The 19,256-nt window shown below is 28.9% G+C and carries 16 protein-coding genes and 1 tRNA gene; 13 read left to right on the top strand and 4 right to left on the bottom strand.

Features of this window, described 5'->3' with window-relative positions; translation table 11 throughout:
• Positions 1-101 precede the first annotated feature (101 nt).
• The 10 genes from HN587_04320 to HN587_04275 all read left to right on the top strand — a co-directional run bounded on the left by HN587_04320 (position 102) and on the right by HN587_04275 (position 12,695).
• A complete protein-coding gene (locus tag HN587_04320) occupies positions 102-953 on the top strand; it encodes a D-tyrosyl-tRNA(Tyr) deacylase (protein MBT7903067.1) in 852 nt (283 codons plus the stop codon).
• A gap of 262 nt (positions 954-1,215) precedes the next feature.
• Positions 1,216-1,455 carry a hypothetical protein gene (locus HN587_04315; protein MBT7903066.1) on the top strand — a complete coding sequence of 80 codons (240 nt, stop codon included), beginning with the start codon at positions 1,216-1,218 and terminating at the stop codon, positions 1,453-1,455.
• 100 nt (positions 1,456-1,555) lie between these two features.
• On the top strand, positions 1,556-2,443 hold the full coding sequence (locus tag HN587_04310; GenBank protein MBT7903065.1) for an AAA family ATPase: 888 nt from the start codon (positions 1,556-1,558) through the stop codon (positions 2,441-2,443).
• 3 nt (positions 2,444-2,446) lie between these two features.
• Positions 2,447-3,754: an MBL fold metallo-hydrolase gene (locus HN587_04305; GenBank protein MBT7903064.1), complete on the top strand. Its 1,308-nt coding sequence runs from the start codon at positions 2,447-2,449 to the stop codon at positions 3,752-3,754.
• Between the two features lie 78 nt (positions 3,755-3,832).
• The gene (locus HN587_04300) at positions 3,833-5,476 is read left to right on the top strand and encodes a hypothetical protein (protein ID MBT7903063.1); all 1,644 of its coding nucleotides are present in this window, start codon (positions 3,833-3,835) and stop codon (positions 5,474-5,476) included.
• A gap of 159 nt (positions 5,477-5,635) precedes the next feature.
• On the top strand, positions 5,636-8,308 hold the full coding sequence (locus HN587_04295; protein MBT7903062.1) for a calcium-transporting P-type ATPase, PMR1-type: 2,673 nt from the start codon (positions 5,636-5,638) through the stop codon (positions 8,306-8,308).
• Positions 8,309-8,474: 166 nt separating this feature from the next.
• Positions 8,475-10,178 (top strand): tRNA uridine(34) 5-carboxymethylaminomethyl modification radical SAM/GNAT enzyme Elp3, encoded by a 1,704-nt coding sequence (locus HN587_04290; protein MBT7903061.1) that lies wholly within the window; start codon positions 8,475-8,477, stop codon positions 10,176-10,178.
• Positions 10,179-11,072, top strand: coding sequence for a hypothetical protein (locus HN587_04285; GenBank protein MBT7903060.1), 894 nt, complete (start codon positions 10,179-10,181; stop codon positions 11,070-11,072).
• A 6-nt stretch (positions 11,073-11,078) separates the two neighbouring features.
• A complete protein-coding gene (locus HN587_04280; protein MBT7903059.1) occupies positions 11,079-12,020 on the top strand; it encodes an RsmB/NOP family class I SAM-dependent RNA methyltransferase in 942 nt (313 codons plus the stop codon).
• Positions 12,021-12,047: 27 nt separating this feature from the next.
• Positions 12,048-12,695: a hypothetical protein gene (locus HN587_04275; protein MBT7903058.1), complete on the top strand. Its 648-nt coding sequence runs from the start codon at positions 12,048-12,050 to the stop codon at positions 12,693-12,695.
• Positions 12,696-12,758: 63 nt separating this feature from the next.
• Here the strand turns inward: HN587_04275 and HN587_04270 are convergent, their stop codons facing one another.
• Positions 12,759-13,013: a hypothetical protein gene (locus HN587_04270; protein ID MBT7903057.1), complete on the bottom strand. Its 255-nt coding sequence runs from the start codon at positions 13,011-13,013 to the stop codon at positions 12,759-12,761.
• Between the two features lie 202 nt (positions 13,014-13,215).
• On the opposite strand from HN587_04270, the gene HN587_04265 reads away from it, so the two are divergent.
• Positions 13,216-13,362, top strand: a tRNA-Arg gene (locus HN587_04265).
• 91 nt (positions 13,363-13,453) lie between these two features.
• Here the strand turns inward: HN587_04265 and HN587_04260 are convergent.
• Positions 13,454-13,765, bottom strand: a complete 312-nt coding sequence (locus HN587_04260; protein ID MBT7903056.1) for a hypothetical protein — start codon at positions 13,763-13,765, stop codon at positions 13,454-13,456.
• A gap of 433 nt (positions 13,766-14,198) precedes the next feature.
• Between HN587_04260 and HN587_04255 the strand changes: the two genes are divergently transcribed.
• On the top strand, positions 14,199-15,719 hold the full coding sequence (locus HN587_04255; protein MBT7903055.1) for a lamin tail domain-containing protein: 1,521 nt from the start codon (positions 14,199-14,201) through the stop codon (positions 15,717-15,719).
• A gap of 53 nt (positions 15,720-15,772) precedes the next feature.
• Positions 15,773-16,513, top strand: coding sequence for a hypothetical protein (locus HN587_04250; GenBank protein ID MBT7903054.1), 741 nt, complete (start codon positions 15,773-15,775; stop codon positions 16,511-16,513).
• A 33-nt stretch (positions 16,514-16,546) separates the two neighbouring features.
• Here the strand turns inward: HN587_04250 and HN587_04245 are convergent, their stop codons facing one another.
• The gene (locus tag HN587_04245) at positions 16,547-17,143 is read right to left on the bottom strand and encodes a hypothetical protein (protein MBT7903053.1); all 597 of its coding nucleotides are present in this window, start codon (positions 17,141-17,143) and stop codon (positions 16,547-16,549) included.
• Between the two features lie 154 nt (positions 17,144-17,297).
• On the bottom strand, positions 17,298-19,100 hold the full coding sequence (locus HN587_04240; protein ID MBT7903052.1) for an ATP-dependent DNA ligase: 1,803 nt from the start codon (positions 19,098-19,100) through the stop codon (positions 17,298-17,300).
• Positions 19,101-19,256 lie beyond the last annotated feature (156 nt).

Raw genomic sequence — 19,256 nt, 5'->3', positions numbered from 1 at the left:
TTTTTTTTTTTTTTTTTTTTTTTTTTTAGTTTGTTAAATTGAGAGTTATTTGAAATTCTATTCTAAAAATTTATAAATGACAGTAAATTTGATTTATTATTATGAATGTTGCAATAATTGTATCGACTCAAGATCAAGCTGGAATGAATATTAAAGAATGTTTGATTGAAACTGGCAGGTTTGAATCGTTGGATTTTAAGTTTCATAATCATTTAGTTTACGAATTCAAAACAGAGTTAAATGTAGTTAGATTTTTTACAACTGATAATGATTCTATTTCTTGTGAACATATTGATTCTGAAATAAAACAATCTGGTTTTGATGTGGATAAAATAATATTTGCAACAAAACATCAATCTGAAGCGGGAGTTCATAGTCTTTGTGTGCATGTTCCTGGAAATTGGGGGGGTGCTGCTGCGGGAGGAAGATCAAGATTTTTATGTAATTCTATGCCTAGAATGATGAAACAAGCTCTTTTAAAATTAAAAGAATTATCTGCAGAAACTGATTATGAAGTGATGCAAGAAGTAACGCATCATGGCCCTGAAATTAACACTCCTTGTTTATTTATTGAGATAGGATCATCTAATGATAGTTGGATTAACAAACTTGCTGGAAAAATTCTTGCAGATACTATTATTTATTTATTGGAAACAAATCCTCCTGAATTTGAATGTGTAATTGTTCTTGGTGGGGGGCATTATAGTCAACCTGCAGAAAAATTAGTATTTAGAACAGATTATGCTGTTGGCCATATTTGTCCAAAATATGCTTTAGATAAATTAGATTTGGAATTGTTGCGTAATGCTATTGAAAAAAGTGATTGTAAAACTGAAATGATTGTGATTGATTGGAAAGGTCTTGGTGAATTTAAACAAAAAGTAACTGATCTTTTAGAAGAAGTTGGACTTAAATTTGAAAGAATTAAGCGAATTGAAAAAAATTCTGAATAAATTTTATTGTATTCTTGTGATTTTATTGTTTTCTTAGTATTAGTTATTTGTTTATTGGTTGTTGAAATTATGTTTGAGTATTGTTAGTTCTTTTTTTTTTAAACTGTGATTATTTTTGGAAAGATTTAAATATAAATAAGTATTTTTATAAGTAAGTTATACTTTATTTAGTATTGTTTTAAATGTGTTTTAAGTAAGTACAAAAATAAGTATTTTTGGTTTGTTTGATTAAATTATTTTTTTGGTTGAGGAGAATGGTTAAATGATACAATTTAGGCGAAAAATTTACAAAAGAGGAAGTTCATTTGAGACAACAATACCTAAACCAATTCTATTTGCATTAGAATCTGATAAAAAATATGAAATAGTGTTTCAATTAGATGTAAAAACAAAAAAATGGTATATAGAACTCGAAGAAGCAATGTCAAAAAATGTAAAAAATGCAAATGGAAGTGAAATGTCAGATAAATTAAATAAATCTAAAAAAAAGAGGAAAACATAATAAAGATTATATACTGTAATTAATTATATTATTTATATTTTGATTATGTTGTTAGATAAATTTCGAATGGAATTAATCGCGTTGAAAAAGAGGGTGAATGATGATTGGACAAAAAGAGGGAGCGAACGCAGAACAAAGTCGTAGCAGTAAAACTGGATCAACTAAACAAGGAAAGATTATTAGTGTAATATCTGTAAAAGGGGGAGTTGGAAAAACCACTACTACTTTGAATCTTGGGGCAGCACTTAGTCAACATTTTGGACAAAATGTTTTAGTTGTTGATGCAAATTTTTCTGCGCCTAATTTAGGACTTCATGTAGGTATTGTTGACCCAGAATATACTCTTAATGAAGTTTTAGCAGATGAAGTTCCTGTTTCTCAAGCATTAGTTGCACATTCGTCAGGCATGCATATTTTAACTGCATCATTAAAAGATAAACGAATAAATCCGTATAAATTAAGAAATAGAATAATTGATTTGAAAAGTCAGTATGATTTTATTATAGTTGATTCTTCGCCTGCAATGAATGAAGAAACATTATCTGCGATAATGGCTGCTGATGAGATATTGGTTGTAACTTCTCCTGATTATCCAACTTTGAGTTGTACTATGAAAGCAATACAAATTGCAAAAGATAAAAAAACTCCCATTAGTGGATTAATCGTAAATAAACATCGAAGAAAAAACTTTGAATTAAATTTATCAGAAATTGAAAAATCAACTGAAGTTCCTATACTTGCAGTAATTCCTGATGATTTAAAAGTTTTGGAATCATTAGCTCATACAGCACCTGTTTCGACGGCATTACCTAATGCTAATTCTTCAGTTCAATACTTAAAATTGGCTGCAAGTTTAACTGGAAATCGATATGATGATCCAAGATTTAGAACTAAACTTATGAATTTATTTGGTGGAAAAGTTTCAAAAGCTGAAATAAATAGGACATTATATGCTCAAGAAATTAGAAAACAATTAAATGGTGAATAAAAAATGAAATTAACATTCCATGGTGGTGCGAGAGAAGTAGGGCGAAGTTGTGTAGAACTAGACACTGGTCGAACAAAAGTTTTATTTGATAGTGGAATCATGATTGAACCTGAAGGAACTGCATATCCGATAAACTTGAATAATCTTGATCAGATTGATGCAGTTTTTTTATCTCACGCACACGTAGATCATAGTGGGGCGTTACCTTATTTGGATCACAATGGACTTAATTGTCCAATTTTTTGCACTAAAGTTACAAAAAATATTTGTAGATTATTATTAACAGACTCATTTAAAGTAGGGAAATTATCATTTCAAGATTTAGGTTATGAAAAAAATGATATTTACAAAGCACTTGATTTTATGCGTCGAGTAAAATTAAGAGAAGAAGGAACTATTGGTGATTTGGATTTTACTTTTTATGATGCAGGGCATATTCCTGGAAGTACGTCTATTTTAGTTGAAACAAGTCATTCAAAATATAAAAAAATTTTTTATACGGGGGACATAAAAGCAAGTGAAACTTGTTTACTAAATCCTCCGAGTGTTGATGTTAAGAGGGATTTAAGTGATGTTGATGTATTAATAACTGAAACAACATATGGTAATAGAATTCATTCTCCTAGAAGAACTGAAGTTAATAGATTTTTGAAAGTAATATCTACTACTTTAGCTCGAGGAGGGAATGTATTAATTCCTGTTTTTGCAGTTGGACGTGCACAAGAAATTTTATTGATGCTTGCTGAAAATGTTTCTGATTATGATAAAATGGGAATAAACATATATTTAGATGGTATGGCTAAAAAAGCAACAGAAATAATGCTTGCGTGTCCTGAAACATTAAAAGATTCAAAAAAATTACAAAAAATGTTTAATAAAGCAATAAAAGTTGATGGTAAGATGAGAAAAAAAGTTCTTAGACGTCAATCAATAATTGTAACAACGTCAGGAATGCTTACTGGTGGTGCAATACTTTCTTATTTGAAAGAAACGTATAAAAATAATCGAGATTCAATACTTCTAACGGGTTATCAAGCAGAAGCTACTAATGGTAGATTACTGATGGAAGAAGGTTGCGTATATATTGATGGGCACAGAAAAAAAGTTAATTGTCAATTAGATAAATTTGATTTTTCAGCACATTCTGATCAAGCAGAAATAAAAGATTTGATAAGAAATATTAATCCAAAAAAACTTATCTTAATGCATGGTGATCCTGAGGCGTTAAATGAGATTTTAGAATGGGCTAAAGTAAAAGAATATGATGTTTGTGCTCCGAGCTTAGGTGAAACAATAGATTTAGGTGATTAAATAAAATTTTATTTAATTAATTTATTGAAGTATTTTGTTTATTTATTAAAATTATTCATTGAAAAAGAGGTTTAAAAAATGAAATCCAAAGTCAAAAAAAAATCTACCAAAGTAAAATCAAAAACTGCTACTAAACAAGCAAGTTCTAAACAAAAATCTTTGAAAAAACCTGTGAAGCCAAAAGGAAGAGCAAGAAAAACTGAGATTCGCGTAAGTGCTCCTGAAAATTCTAATCAGGAAAAAGCTAAAAAAAGTTTTGATCAATATTTTACTAGAAGTTTTGGCGAAGAAAGAATGCATATTATAATTTTTATGCTTTCATTATTTGCTCTATCATTAATTTTCTTTTCGCCAGCACTGATTGGTTATTTTATTTCATTATCTGCTGTGCTATTGATTGTTCATGGACTTCATTTTCATGGGCATAGGACGTATGATTGTGTGATGATAATTTCAGTATTATTTTTGCCATTAATAATAACTCTGTTAATATTTAATGATATTTGGAGTTGGGTGGTATTTGCATTATTTTTAGTGTCATTTATAACTTCAGTTTTAATATATTTTAAACATGATAAAAAATATGATTTAGTTGAGATATCGTGGAGAATGATATACTCGCATACCCTGGCATTAGCACTTGCGTTAATACTATTGTTTTTAATTGCATTAATTCCTTCAGCAAATTTTATGGGATTTATTAGTGTGATTGTTTGGTATTTATTGCCGGCAGTATTTTTGTATTTTTTCTTCAGTAAATATTATTATGTTTACTTTTTTGATCCAAAACATCCATTTAAAGATGCTACAAAAAGTTTATCACATTCAATTGTGTATACAGTTATTTTTGCAGTAGTACTTATTTCAGTTTATTCTTTTTTTGCAATACACTTTTCTAATTTACAAAATGACTTATATATTGAACAATTAGAACAAAATATTGATGGTTTAGAATCTTTAGAAGATGCACTTGATCAAGAAGCAAAAGAAGTAAAAGATTTAGTTGTGTATCAGGAATTATATCGAATGGAGGGCAACCTTAGAATTGATATGGAAAATGACTTACAACAATCTCTGGATCATGATGTAGGCTTTAAAGATATTGTGCAAGATAGATTCTTCAGACAAATTGGTGAACAACAATTACAATTAGTTAAATATTCTGTTAGGGGAGTACAATTAATGAATTTAAGGGAACAAATGGTTTTAAATTATAGATCAATTAAAAATACAGTGGATAATAATAAAACGTTTGATGATGGCAGCAGCACACTTGAAGAAAGATTGGTTTATTTACGTCAAAGAGTGGATGCTCGTTATGTGCCATATAAATTTGATTCTGAATTAGAACAATTACTTCTTAAGTTAGATGATCCAAAAACTAATTATTTAGATTTAAAATCAGATGCTGATGTTATTTTTCAGGGATCTTTTTTTAGACAGGCAGTTGGTTTACCAAGATTAATTAATTTTGAAGTTCCATTCAAAAAAGGACTTTACGAATTAATGTCACATTCTCAATTGTATAAAGAATCTGCAAGATTTATTTTTAAAGTTGCAGTATATGAAGTAGTTGAAGAAGAAGATGATAATTCAATAAACATGCTTTATGAAAGGAGAGATATTGGTGAATCGTTAATGAGTAGACTGGTTAGGTATTCTTTAATTAATGATTGGGTAAATCATTTGGAAGAAAAACAAGTAGAAAAATTAATTGTCTAATTTTTAAATTTTTCTTTTTATTATTATTTTTATTACTATTATTTTTTTTTAATATTTGTGCGTTTTTTTTATCGCGTTTTTTATTGATTTTAGTTATTTATTTTATTTATTGACTTTTTTTATTGATTTTATTTTTTAAAATTATCTGAGGAAATTAAAATGTCTCCGAAAACAAAATCCAAACAAAATTCAACGCCTAAAACTGATTGGTATAAATTACCTTTACAGGAAGTTTTTTTAAAATTGACTAGTTCTCCAAAAGGAATATCATCTAAAGATGCAACCAATAGGTTAGATGAATTTGGAACAAATGAACTTGAAGAAGGATCAAAAGAAAATTGGGTGCATATTTTATTATCTCAATTTAATTCACCTATTGTTTGGATACTCATTGGAGCAGTAATAATTTCATTGTTAGTTTCTGAAGTAGTGGATGCAGTTGTAATTGCAATAATTTTATTGTTAAATACTGTTTTAGGATTTGTACAAGAATTTAAAGCGGAAAAATCAATTGAAGCATTAAAAAAGATGTCTAGTTTAAGAGCGACAGTTTTTAGGGATGGCCATCATGTGAAAATTGATGCAAAAGAACTCGTTCCTGGAGACATATTAATTCTTGAAACAGGAGAAAAAGTGCCTGCAGATTGTAGATTAATAGAGGCAGTTGATTTGAATATTGAAGAAGCAGCACTTACTGGAGAATCAGTTCCTGTGACTAAAAAAATATTTGTAATTGATAAAGAAGTTACTATTGGTGATCGAAAAAATATGATTTTTTCTGGAACTGTAATTACTAATGGTCGTGGAAAAGCAATAGTTTGTGAAACTGGAATGCGAACTGAAATTGGACATATCGCACATTTAATTCAACATGCAGAAAAAAATCTTACACCTCTTCAGTTAAAATTACAAAAGCTTGGAAAAACACTCGGTATTTTAGTTGTGGTAATTGCAATAATCACATTCATTACTGGTTTTTTGAAAGGTGAAGGTGCAGTTGAAATGTTACTTGCAGCAATATCTCTTGCAGTAGCAGCAATACCTGAAGGATTACCTGCAGTAGTCACAATCGCTTTGGCATTAGGCGTTCAAAGAATGTTAAAACGAAACGCTTTAATGAGACATCTTCCAAGTGTAGAAACGCTAGGAGCCACAACTGTAATTTGTAGTGATAAGACAGGAACTTTGACACATAATCAAATGACTGTAAAAAAAATATTTTATGATGATCGCGAAATTTCTGTTTCGGGTGATGGATATCAGCCTGAAGGTGAATTTAGTATAGCTTCAGAAAAATTAAAACTTATTTTAAAAATAGGTGCACAAAATAATGATGCAAAATTAAATCGAGAAAAATGGGAATGTATGGGTGATCCCACAGAAGGTTGTTTATTAACCGCAGCGTTAAAAGCAGGACTTGATTATTCTGAATTAAATAAAAAATATCCTCGTGTTGATGAAGTAGGCTTTTCAAGTGAGCGAAAACGAATGACTACAGTTCATAAAACTGATAATGGCAAAGTAGTTTATGTCAAAGGAGCGGTTGATGTAATACTTGATAATTGTGAGTATATTTGGATTGGTGAAAAAAGACAAAGAATTACTCGAGAGATGAAAAAGAAATTACTTTTAAAAAATGATGAATTTTCTTCACAAGCATTAAGAGTTTTGGGATTTGCATTTAAAGAAATAACTGATAATACAAAAAAAGAAGATTATGAAAAAGATCTTGTTTTTGTTGGGATGCAATGTATGATTGATCCTCCAAGAAAAGAAGTAAAAGAATCTATTGCCAAATGTAGAACTGCGGGAATTAAAGTTGTGATGATTACTGGAGATTATTTGAAGACTGCAGTTGCAATTGGAAAAGCTTTAGGAATAGAAGGTAAAGCAATAATGGGTTCAGAATTAAATGATATGAGTTCTGAAGAATTATTAAAACAAGTAGATGAAATTTCAATATATGCTCGAGTTAATCCGGAACATAAATTACAGATTGTAGAAGCATTACAAAAGAAAGGACATATTGTTGCAATGACTGGGGATGGAGTAAATGATGCTCCCGCTCTTAAAAAAGCAGATATAGGAATTGCTATGGGCATAAGTGGGACTGATGTTGCAAAAGAAGCAAGTGAGATGATTCTTTTGGATGATAATTTTACATCGATTGTAAGTGCGGTTGAAGAAGGAAGAAATATATTTGATAATATTCGTAAATTTGTTGAATATTTATTATCTTGTAATCTTGGTGAAGTGTTAACAATATTTGTTGCAATATTATTAGGGCTTCCTTTACCATTAATTGCTCTTCAAATTTTATGGGTTAATTTAACAACTGATGGATTGCCTGCGTTAGCTTTAGGTGTTGATCCTCCAAGTCCAGATATTATGAAAAGAAAACCAAGAAAAGTTGAGTCAGGAATTATTGATAAACCTCGAGCAGTATTCATGGTTTTTGTGGGACTTATAATGATGGTTGGAACATTAGCATTGTTTACTTATTATAATTTTAAGTATGGGATGGATTATGCTAGAACTGTTGCTTTTTGTGCGCTTATGATGTTTCAGATGTGGAATGTATTTAACTCAAAAGCAGAAGAATCATCTTTGTTCAAGGTTGGAATCTTTTCAAATATGAAATTAATTTATGCTGTTGTAATATCAATTGTATTGCAACTAGTTGTAATTTATACTCCATTAAGTGCTTTATTTAAAACAGTAAGTTTAGGTGTTTTTGATTGGGTAATTATTGTGGGAGTTACTTCGAGCGTATTCATATTCGGCGAATTAATTAAATTTATTTGGAAATTAAGTGGCCGATCCGAAGTTTAATTTATTGAGTGTGGTGTGCAGTATATTATGCGTGTTATATTGTGAGTTATATGTGGTGAGTAATACATATTAATTTTTTTTTATGTTTTTTTCTCTTATATTTTTGTAGTATTATTGACTTTTTAAGCAAGAAAAGCTTATAAATTAGATGGCGTTTTTAAGACGTATGGATAAAGACTTACAGTATTATGCAGAATTAGTGGAAGAAATAGGAAAAGGAAGCTTATCTAAAGATAAAATCGCTAAATTAAAAATAAAACTTTGTCAAAAATATAAAAAGAAAAAAATACCTACTGATATTGAAGTTATACTTAACACTCCTCGTTCTAAATTAAATAAAATAAAAAAATTTATTCAATCAAAACCTACAAGAACAATAAGCGGAGTTGCAGTGGTTGCAGTGATGTCTAAACCGCATAAATGTCCCCATGGGAAGTGTTCTATTTGTCCGGGAGGTGTAGACTCAATTTTTGGAGATGTTCCTCAAAGTTATACTGGGCATGAACCTGCAACGATGAGGGGAGTTCGTGGTGGATTTAATTCATACATTCAAGTATTTAATCGATTAGAACAATATATTGTTCAAGGACATGTTCCTGACAAAGTTGAACTAATTGTGATGGGTGGAACATTTATATCTGTTTCAAAAAAATATCAAAAAGAATTTATTACTTCCTGCTTTCAAGCAATGAATGATTTTTCAAGTATGTTTTTTAGAGGGGGAGAATTAAAACTTGAAAAATTTAAAGAGTTTTTTGAACTTCCAGGAGATGTAGGGTCTTCTGATCGATTAAAGAAAATTCATTTTAAAATTAATAAATTGCAATTGGCTCGAACAGTTGAACTTAAAACCGAACAAAAAAGAAATGAAAAAACAAAAATAAGGTGTGTGGGACTCACTATTGAAACTAGACCTGATTATGGCACATTAGAGTATGGAAATCAAATGTTAGAATTGGGTGCAACAAGAGTTGAAATAGGGATACAATCAGTATATGATGATGTCTTAGAAAAAATGAATAGGGGACATAGTGTTTCTGATTCGATTAAATCAATACAAGAATTACGTGACTTAGGATTTAAATTAAATTTTCATTATATGATTGGACTTCCAGGGTCAAGCAGTATAAAAGATTTAAATGGATTTAAACAATTATTTGATTCAGAAGATTTTAAGCCTGATATGATAAAAATATATCCTTGTATGGTGATGCCAGGTACGAAACTTGAAAATTTAATGAAACAAAAAAAGTTTAAACCAATAAATACTGATCAAGCAATTGAATTAATAGGTGAATTTAAACGATACATTCCTGAGTATTGTCGAGTTATGAGAGTTCAAAGAGATATACCTCCTAACAGATCTGTTGGAGGAGTTGATAAATCTAATTTAAGACAATATGTTCATGAGTACTGTGCGAACAAAAAAATAAAATGTAAGTGTATTCGTTGCCGAGAAGTTGGACGTGCAAAACAAATTGATAAATTACAACTTGTTGTTAGAGAATATGTAGCTAACGGTGGTAAAGAATATTTTATTTCAATTGAAGATGTAACACATGATGTTATTTCTGGATTTTGTAGATTAAGAATTCCTCAAAAAAGTATGAGAAAAGAAATAACTCTTGATTCTGCGCTCATTCGAGAACTTCATGTTTATGGATCTGCTGTTGCAGTTGGTGATTCCACTAAAAAAGAATCACAACATAAAGGTCTTGGCAAGAAGCTTATGAATAAAGCAGAAGAGATTGCACTTAAAGAAGGCAGACATAAACTTGTGGTAATTTCGGGAATTGGTGTTCGTGAATACTATCGAAAAATAGGATATAAAAAAGAAGGACCTTATATGGTTAAAAAAATTGTGATTTAAATGAACTTTGAAATTTTAAATTTAATTGTAGTTGAAATCAAAAAGAAAAAACAATTATCAAAATTAGATGATTCTATTGTCCTTGAAAAAGTTAAGTTAGTAATTAATTCAGATAAAAAATTAATTCAGTTTATCGAATCTGCAAATATTGATAAAATTAGTAAATCTAAATTATTCAAACAAATTGTTAAGTTGGTTAGAAATGATTTAAATCGAATTTATGGTCAGTTTTTTGTTCCTGCATTTTTTAAGACAAATTTTTCAGAACAATTATTGTCTTTTGATTTCACTAACTCCTCCGTTAAAGATTTAATGAAATTACATTTATCAACAAAAGAACGAATTAAATTTTATGATTCTTTAATTTCTGAGTTAGTTGATTTTGTTTCTAAATCTGATATTAAATTATTGGATCTTGCGAGTGGATATAATCCATTATCTTCTATTTTTTATTTTGATTGTGGAGTTAAAAGTTTAGATTATTCTGCTTGTGAATTAAATAAAACTGATGTTTCAAATTTAAATGATTTTTTTGATGTATTTTCTTCAAAGAATAAAAAATTTAAAGGTCAGGCTCATGTTTTAGACATATCTGATTTTGATTCTGTGAGTCATAAATTATTTAAACAAAAGTATGATTTGGTACTAATCTGGAAAACATTTGATTTAATTGATAAAAAACAAGCAGAGCAAATAATTAATAATTTGAATTGTGCTAAATTAGTAATAAGTTTTTCAACAAAAACGCTAAAAAATCAAAATATGAAAGTTAAACGAAGGGGAGGCTTTCAAAGAATGTTTAATCGACTAGGATTCGAATACGTTGCTCGAGAATATGAAAATGAACTTTTTTATTTTTTGACTCGTAAAATGATTAAATTAAATGTAGAGTAAATAAAAATGGTAGAATTAGTAGAAAATCCAAACATTGCAAAACTTGAATGGAAACCAAAAATGATAGAACGGTATTCTAAATTAACTGATATAGAAGTTTTTAAAAAATATAGTTGTTCATATTTGCGAAAGTCATTAAGAGTTAATACTCTAAAAAAATCAGTTGCTGAAATTAAAGAGAGACTTGAAAAAAATTTTAAATTAGAACCAATTCCCTTTTGTAAAGAGGGTTTTTGGGTTTATGGGGAAAGAACTGATTTGGGAAATTTACTCGAACACACTTTAGGTTATGTTTATATTCAAGAAGCAGCGTCGATGATTCCTCCTGTAGTACTTGATCCAAAACCAGGCGAGTTAGTACTTGATATGTGTGCTGCACCAGGATCAAAAACTACCCAAATAGGATGTCAGATGAGAAATAAAGGATTCATAGTTGCAAATGAATTAACTTGGCAAAGAATTATGGCGTTAGGACTTAATGTTCAAAGATGTGGGCTTACAAATTATTCAATAACAAATATGAAAGGACAAAAAATTCCTAATTTAGAATTTGATAAAGTTTTAATTGATGCACCTTGTTCTGCATCAGGCACAATTAGAAAAAGTGCGTCACCTGTTATTACCTGGAATCCTAAAACAATACAAAAAATATCAAAAATTCAAAAAGAGTTAATGGAACATGGTTTTAATATTTTAAAACCAGGAGGAGTTTTAGTTTATAGTACGTGTACGCTTGAACCTGAAGAAAATGAGGAGGTCGTAGATTTTTTACTTAAAAAGTTTGACAATGCTCGCGTTGAAGAAATTGAGTTAGATATTAATCGATCTCCTGCAATTGTTGAATTTGAAGGTGCAGTTTACAGTGATGAAGTTAAAAAATGTTTAAGAATATGGCCTCAAGATAATGATACTGAAGGATTTTTTATTGCAAAAATTAGAAAAGAATAGAATAGTTTGAATATATTTGATTATAAAATGGATCTTAAAAAAATAAAAACAAATGATGGGTCAATAACTTTTCATAATTCTGAGTATGATGAAACATATCATAGTAATACTGGTGCAGAAGAAGAAGCGTTAAAAAAGTTTGTTGAACCATCAAAACTTGAGGGATTTTCTGAAGTTAAAATTCTTGACTTTTGTTTTGGTTTAGGTTATAATTCTGCATGTGCAATAGATTATTTTAAAGGTGCAAAAATTGAGATTGTTGGACTTGAAAATGATGAAAAAATTTTAAATGAAATTTTAAATGTTGAAAGTAATTTTAAGTGCTATTCATTTTTTAAAAAATTGGTAACTCTTTCTGATCGAGAACGAGTTGTTACATTTGAAAATTGCAAAATAAAATTAATTGTTGATGATGCTTGTAAAAGTATTATTGATTTAGAAAAAAATAGTTTTGATTTAGTATATTTTGATCCGTTTTCGCCAAAAAAATGTCCCGAACTTTGGACTGAAGAAGTTTTTTCTCAAGTGTATCGCGTATTAAAAAAAGGCGGACGATTAATGACTTATAGTTGCGCTAGTGCTGTTCGCAAAGGATTAAAAACTGTTGGTTTTGAAGTAATTGATGGTCCTTGCGTTGGTAGAAGAAGTCCTAGTACTATTGCTATAAAGAAATAAAAAATAATTTTTTAGTATTGTTTTCTTTATGCCTGGTTCTTTATTTGTAGTTGTTATATTTTGTTAGTCATCGGGGTATTTAGGTCCGCAGTATTCTTCTCCTGAGCTATACCAATTTCCCTCTGAGTAAATATGTGCTCCTTGTTTAAACACAGTTCTGTTGGGCGTTCTTCTATCGTCGTCAGGATAACTAGGTCCTGTGTATGTTATTGCTTCAAATGGTTCTGCATCTGGAACTCTTCGGTCATCATCTGGATAACGTGTGCTTCCTCTTGAGGTGACAGTTTCTTCTACTTTTTTTTCTAGGTTTTTTGCCATTTTTTTGCCCTCCAAACAAGTTAGAGGTATGGTTTAGGGGGTTATATGATTAATTGGAGAATTTTTTACTTTTTTAGTGATTATTTTGAATATTTTGCTTAAATGAGTTATTTTTTTTAGATTTTGGCTATTTTAATTTGTTTAATGCAGGGGAGAAGGTTTTTAAATAATTAATTTATTTGATTTGATAATTAATAAAATTGCCCCTGTAGTCTAGCCTGGATAGGACGCGAGATTGCGGCAATATGAATTAAATGTTTGTTTGATTTATTTTGTAAACATCTTGTAACCCGGGTTCGAAAATATAATAACTAGAATTGGTTGTTTGTCGATTTTCCCGGCAGGGGCATTTATTTTTTGTTAGAGTTTAGTTAATTTAGAAAAATTTAAAAAAAATAAAAAATTATTTAATATTTTAAAAAATTAAATAAATTTAAAATTTAAATATCTCTACTACTCGCTTCGATTTTTGCAACTTCTGCTTCTGTAATTTCAACTAATCCATTTCGAGTTACTAATGTTGGTTCAAAATGAATTGATTCTTGAAGGGGGATTAAGCCAGTTCTAGTTACTAAGGTTGGTCCAAAACTAATTTCTTGTGAATTTTTATATTCAGGACCTTTTGCTTGATATGTTGCAGTTGGGTTTTTTGGTGCATGCGCCATTGCAGTTCTTTCTTGTGTTAAATAAGCTGTAGCGGCTAATGCAATTGCTGCTGCAGGTAATGCTATATATTTTGTAAATGGATTCATTTTCTTCGCCCTCCATGAAATCTTAGACTTTTTGATGATTTATTATTTTTTTCTCGTCTAGATTCAGGTTAAATTTATTTTTTTTATTTTTGTTTTCTCTTTGGAAGCTCACTGTGGAAAAAAGAGGTGATATATAAAATGCATAGTTTTTGACATTATATTTTTTAGATATTTTTTGAAAATTTATAGGATTAGTATTATAATTATATTATTAAATTGAATTTTTTTTAAAGACTAAGTTAGATGGGGTGATTTAGCTAATTGTTATTTGAATATTTTTCGGTTTGTTTAATATTTTTTCTGGATTTTTCTACTGAAACTATTTTAAGACGTATGACTACTAAACATATGTCTCTTTTTGTCGCGGGGGAAGAGTTAATACAAATTTAATAAGTGAAAATTAAAAAATTAAAATTTGTTTGAGGTGAAAAAAATGTTTGATGTGTTGCTAACCAAACTAATAAAAAAATTTGTTACTCTAATTCTATTTTTCTTTATTGCCTCTTCTCTTACCCCTATCGCCTTTGCCGCGTTAGATTACATTGTTATTAGTGAAGTATACTACAACCCGATAAGTTCAGAGACTGGCGGCGAGGCAATAGAATTATTTAATCCAACCAACGAAGTTGTGAATTTGTCAGGATATGTTATTAAAACAGAAAGTTCAAATGAAGATTTAGTATTTGATAATTCAGATGTGGATTTGTTATTGTTGCCAAATCAATTTTTACTTTTAACTGATTTAGGCTGGGATGAAAATAAAGATAATATTTCCTGGTCAACTTCTAATTATGAAGAATCATTTACTCTTTCTAACTCTGATGCAGGGGTTGCTCTAGTTTTAGATGGGATAATTATTGATTCTGTTGGTTGGGGTCTTGAAACTGAAATTGGTGAAGGGCTTTTTGAGGGGAATTCTTCCATTGGTGTTTCGGAGGGATTTAGTTTACAAAGAACTAGTTTATTTAATGATTCAAATAATAATTCTGCAGACTTTTTTGGTAGTTATCCGAATTTGTTAAACTCTAGTTTCTTTTTTAATCAATCTAACTCAACTAATCTAACTGAACCCATAATTCCTTCAAATTCTTCAAATTCTTCATTATATAATTCTAGTGTTGAAATTGAAATTGAATTGGAAATATTAAATTCAGAACCAATATTGTCTAATTTAATTTTGTTTGATTATGAAGAATTAATTGAAAATGCTGAAATACTTCTTAATCCAGGGGGAGAAAAAGTAATAGGTTTGAATTTAACCGTTACTGATTTGAATGGTTTTTTGGATGTGGACTCGTGTTTTGTTGAAAATGAGAAATTAAATATTTATTCTGAATTGATTTTTTTAGAAGAGTTGAATTCTTCTTCATTTGTTGCTGGCGGAGAATTTAATTTGGACTATTACTTGTCGGAAGGAACATATAATTTGAGCATTTTTTGTGAAGATAATTATTCAGTTAATTATGTTAATTATTCAATTGAAATATTATCTTTGTCTGCATTAAGTTTGGATGTTAATTATTTATTATTTGAACAAGCAATACTTGGAACCTATGTTGAAATACTTGGAGACTCAAATTTTGAAACTAATAATCCCACCATTCAAAATATAGGCAATACTAATTTAAGTGTTGGTTTGATTGGAACTAATTTAACAATTAATTCAGGTAGTGAATCAGATGGTGGTTCGGATGGTGGTTCTGATATTGATTCTGATTTGGATGGTGATGGAAGTATTATAACTGAAATTTCTTCAAAAAATTTAGAATTCGTGCTTGGAAATGATTTTAATTTAGGTATTGATGGAACGCTTGATTCTTTTGTTGTTTCTTCAAAAATTTTAGAGTGTGGGCTCAATCAATTTATACCATTGAGTTTTAGATTATTTGTGCCAAGTCAAGCAATGAGTGGGACATATCAAGGAACTGCATTGGTGGTAGGAGTTTCAGAATGAATTTGTTGGGTTATAAAATTTTAAAATTTTTTAATTTTTTATTTATTTTTTGGTTGGCTTTTTTTGTTTTAATTTTATTAAATAGTAGTTTTGTTTTTGCGATGAGTATTGGCGTAAGTCCAAATAAATTATTTTTTGAAGAAAGTGTAATTAATAGAACTTATGGTCGAGAAATAGTCTTGATTAATTCTAATGAGTTTGAATTAAGTTATGAAATACTTGTTACTGGTTTTGATTGTTATGATTTTTTTCCACGAAAAGGAATTATTGAAGCAAATAGTACTCAAAAAGTTTTGATAACTTGCACAATTCCAACAGATTTGAAATTTGGATTATATGAAAGTGTTTTAATTATTAAACCTAGTTCTACCCAACAATTGGTTGGTTTAATTCCAAGTTTAGGAGTTAAAGTAAAAATTGTTGTGAGTGAGGGAGTTCAAATTGCAAGTGATAATGTTTTTGAGGGCATTACTGTTGGCGATGCGGATGTTAAGGGTAATAATTTCAGTTTAATTAACACTAGTTTTTTAGTATCAGAAGAAGTTTTTGATAATTTGTTGATGGTTGAATCTGATTTAGATGCAGAAAATTTATCTGTTTATTTTGATTCGGATAATCTTTCAAATAAATTTGGAGCTAGTTTTAATTTAGGAGTTATTGAATATTTGTTTATTTTTGGAATTATTGTGTTATTAATTTTAATTGTGATTAGTTTCCTGCTATTTTTTAAAAAAGGATTTTTGGGTGTTGAGTTGGTTAGAAAAAAAACTAGAATACGATTAAATAAAAAGTAAAAAAATTTAGTATTGTATATGTGTATGCATATATTAATGTCTTGGTCTGTTTCTGCGTTCTTTAGATAATAAAGTTTTAAGTTTATCAATTTCTGACATTAATCTAAGCTTTTCTTGATCAGTTTTGACAATTTCTTTTGTGTAATTAGTTAAATTAAAATCAGTTTCACTAATTTTTTTTGAAATATTTGTAAACTTAGTAATATCTGAGTTAACTGAATTAATTTGTGATAAGACTTTTTGTAATTCTTCTTTTGCATCTTGATAATTTTTTATTTCGACGTCAATTTTTTGCGTTCTTTCTTGTAAATCTGATCTAAATGTTTGAGTTAATTCTTGAACTAAATTTGTTTTGATTTGTCCCTTGATGAGTTTAAGATCATATAACTCTTTTTTCATATTTTCATTAGTTTCATTTATTTGTGTTAGGGACTGTTTCATTTCATCATTAGTTGTTTTATGCTCATCTTTTAATTCTGTAATTTCTGATTTTAATTTTTGTATTTCATTAATCAAATCAGTAGTTGATTTAGAATGAGACTCAACCGTATTTGTATGTTCTTCTACTTTTTTTGTTATTTCATCAAGTTTTTTTTCAACTTCGAATACACCTTTTATTTTATTTATCATCTCAACACCTCATTTTTAAGTTTGTTTAAAATCTTTTAGCAGGATATCATTATTTTTTTTATTATATTTATTATTCGTTTTTACCATATTTTTTTTATATTTTTGTTTTTATTATTTTAATTATTGTGTTTATTTTATTAAGAATTATATTTTTTTATCCTCTACTTCGCTGAGAGTGAAATAATTCTTCAATGTCTTCTATTGAACTTATTTCATTTGCTCCTCTTTCATCTCGAAGTCTTGTAAATCTTGGAAATCGCAATGCAAATCCAGAATTATAATTAATACTCTTTTGGATTTCTTCATAATTTACTTCGATTATCACAACTGGTTTTATTTTAACATCTCTTCCTTTCTCTTGAATGATGTGAGGTTTTAGAAGTTCAGTTATTTCATTAAAACTTATTCCTTCTTCTTTTAATTCTTTAATTCCAGTTCCAACTTTACCCATTTCTAAAAAGTCTCCAGTATCAGGATCAATGCATGCAAGAGTAAAACTTGTAAGCCAGCCACTACGTTTTCCAGTTCCCCACTCGGCACCCACAATTACTAAATCAAGACTTTCCATTACTGGTTTTACTTTAACTCCAAAACCAACTCTACTACCTGGTTTGTATATTCCATCTAAATTTTTGAACATTACTCCTTCTTGACCTTGTTTTAGCGCACTATCATAAAACTCTTGAGCAACTTGATTATTATCAGTTATGATCTTTTTTGAAAGAACAATTTTTTTAGGTATTTGGTTAGTTATTTTTTCAAGAATTTCTCTACGTTTAGTAAAATGTTCTTTAGTTAAGTTAGCTCCGTCATAGCTTATGATATCGAAAATGTTTAGTTCTATTGGAAACTCTTTTGCCATTTTTTGAATGTCATATTTTCTTTTAATTCTTTGAGACACTTTTTGAAATGGTAAATATTCTATTTTTTCTGGATTTTGAGTTGAAATATCTGAATTAAAACCAACTGCTTCACAATCAATAATAAATTGATCTGCAGTAATATTTTCTTTTACATATTCTTTAACTTCAGGAAATTGAGGAGTTACATCTTCAAGTCTTCTTGTAAAAATTGTGATTTTACTCTCAGTTGTATCTGACGAAAGTGATTTATGAATTTGCATTCTGAATCCATCATACTTAAATTCAATTGCTGCAGGTCTTCCAACACGTTCAAATGCATCTTCAATATCTTTAGCTTTTTGATATAACATTACTTTAATTGGATTTTTTGGTATTAACTGAATATTTTTTAATCCCTCGATTCCTTGTTCTTTTGCAATCTTTGCAACCTTACTAAAATCATTAGTAATATCAAATGCTTCTTGGACTGCGCCCACATATTTGTTATATTCTTCTCGATTATCAGGAGTAATTGCTTTTGTTTCTGGATCATAATTTGCTTTAATTTCGTTTTCAAAATAAGTCCAAGTAATTGCATCGCGTAGTACTCCTTCACCAATTCCCACTCTAAGATCTTCTAAAACATTTCTAACTATGAATGTTGCTTCTTTTGGACTTGCACTTGTAAGAAGTTCAGAAATTAAACCAATTTTTCTATCAACAGAACCTGAACCTTCAAGAGTTGGAAGTTTTCTTAAGTTATCAAAAACTTTTTTTACTGTATTTTTTTGTTGGAAAAGCGTAACTTGTTTTTTGTGTTCTACTAATTCTGCGGCAGTCTTTCCTAAATCTCCAAGTATTCTCCATTGATTTTCAATTTCGTTACTTGGAATTCCTGTGCTTTTGTTAATTGATTTGATAACTAATTTTGTTGATATTCCTAATTTTCGTTCATCCCAGGGAGGAAAAATTTTCCCTTGAATAAGTAACAGAATCATTGCAAGTTCGTCAATATTTGTGTGTTTTAATAGTTTTGAGACTAGAAAAGTTTTCTCTAATCTTTTGCTAGTTTGTTCTACTTTTTCATAAAGATTTGCAAGCTCTGAATAATCCATAATAAAAAGTGATAAATCAGAGTTATTTAAATATCTTTTTAGATATTAATTTGGTTGATATTAATCTAGTTGATGAAATTGGCAATTTAAATTAGTTGTAAATTAAATTAGTTGTAAATGTTGGAGGAGGGGTTAGTTTATTTACAATTTTTACAA

It is taken from the genome of Candidatus Woesearchaeota archaeon, assembly GCA_018675335.1.
GTDB lineage: Archaea > Nanobdellota > Nanobdellia > Woesearchaeales > UBA11576 > JABJCP01.
Note: the sequence above shows the minus strand (reverse complement) of the source record. Positions and strands in the feature narration are given on the sequence as shown.

What these genes read in the sequence shown, in the direction of transcription:
- HN587_04320 (MBT7903067.1), top strand. Translation starts at nt 102, where the DNA reads ATGAATGTTGCAATAATTGTATCGACTCAAGATCAAGCTGGAATGAAT.
- HN587_04315 (MBT7903066.1), top strand. Translation starts at nt 1,216, where the DNA reads ATGATACAATTTAGGCGAAAAATTTACAAAAGAGGAAGTTCATTTGAG.
- HN587_04310 (MBT7903065.1), top strand. Translation starts at nt 1,556, where the DNA reads ATGATTGGACAAAAAGAGGGAGCGAACGCAGAACAAAGTCGTAGCAGT.
- HN587_04305 (MBT7903064.1), top strand. Translation starts at nt 2,447, where the DNA reads ATGAAATTAACATTCCATGGTGGTGCGAGAGAAGTAGGGCGAAGTTGT.
- HN587_04300 (MBT7903063.1), top strand. Translation starts at nt 3,833, where the DNA reads ATGAAATCCAAAGTCAAAAAAAAATCTACCAAAGTAAAATCAAAAACT.
- HN587_04295 (MBT7903062.1), top strand. Translation starts at nt 5,636, where the DNA reads ATGTCTCCGAAAACAAAATCCAAACAAAATTCAACGCCTAAAACTGAT.
- HN587_04290 (MBT7903061.1), top strand. Translation starts at nt 8,475, where the DNA reads ATGGATAAAGACTTACAGTATTATGCAGAATTAGTGGAAGAAATAGGA.
- HN587_04285 (MBT7903060.1), top strand. Translation starts at nt 10,179, where the DNA reads ATGAACTTTGAAATTTTAAATTTAATTGTAGTTGAAATCAAAAAGAAA.
- HN587_04280 (MBT7903059.1), top strand. Translation starts at nt 11,079, where the DNA reads ATGGTAGAATTAGTAGAAAATCCAAACATTGCAAAACTTGAATGGAAA.
- HN587_04275 (MBT7903058.1), top strand. Translation starts at nt 12,048, where the DNA reads ATGGATCTTAAAAAAATAAAAACAAATGATGGGTCAATAACTTTTCAT.
- HN587_04270 (MBT7903057.1), bottom strand. Translation starts at nt 13,013, where the DNA reads ATGGCAAAAAACCTAGAAAAAAAAGTAGAAGAAACTGTCACCTCAAGA.
- HN587_04260 (MBT7903056.1), bottom strand. Translation starts at nt 13,765, where the DNA reads ATGAATCCATTTACAAAATATATAGCATTACCTGCAGCAGCAATTGCA.
- HN587_04255 (MBT7903055.1), top strand. Translation starts at nt 14,199, where the DNA reads ATGTTTGATGTGTTGCTAACCAAACTAATAAAAAAATTTGTTACTCTA.
- HN587_04245 (MBT7903053.1), bottom strand. Translation starts at nt 17,143, where the DNA reads ATGATAAATAAAATAAAAGGTGTATTCGAAGTTGAAAAAAAACTTGAT.
- HN587_04240 (MBT7903052.1), bottom strand. Translation starts at nt 19,100, where the DNA reads ATGGATTATTCAGAGCTTGCAAATCTTTATGAAAAAGTAGAACAAACT.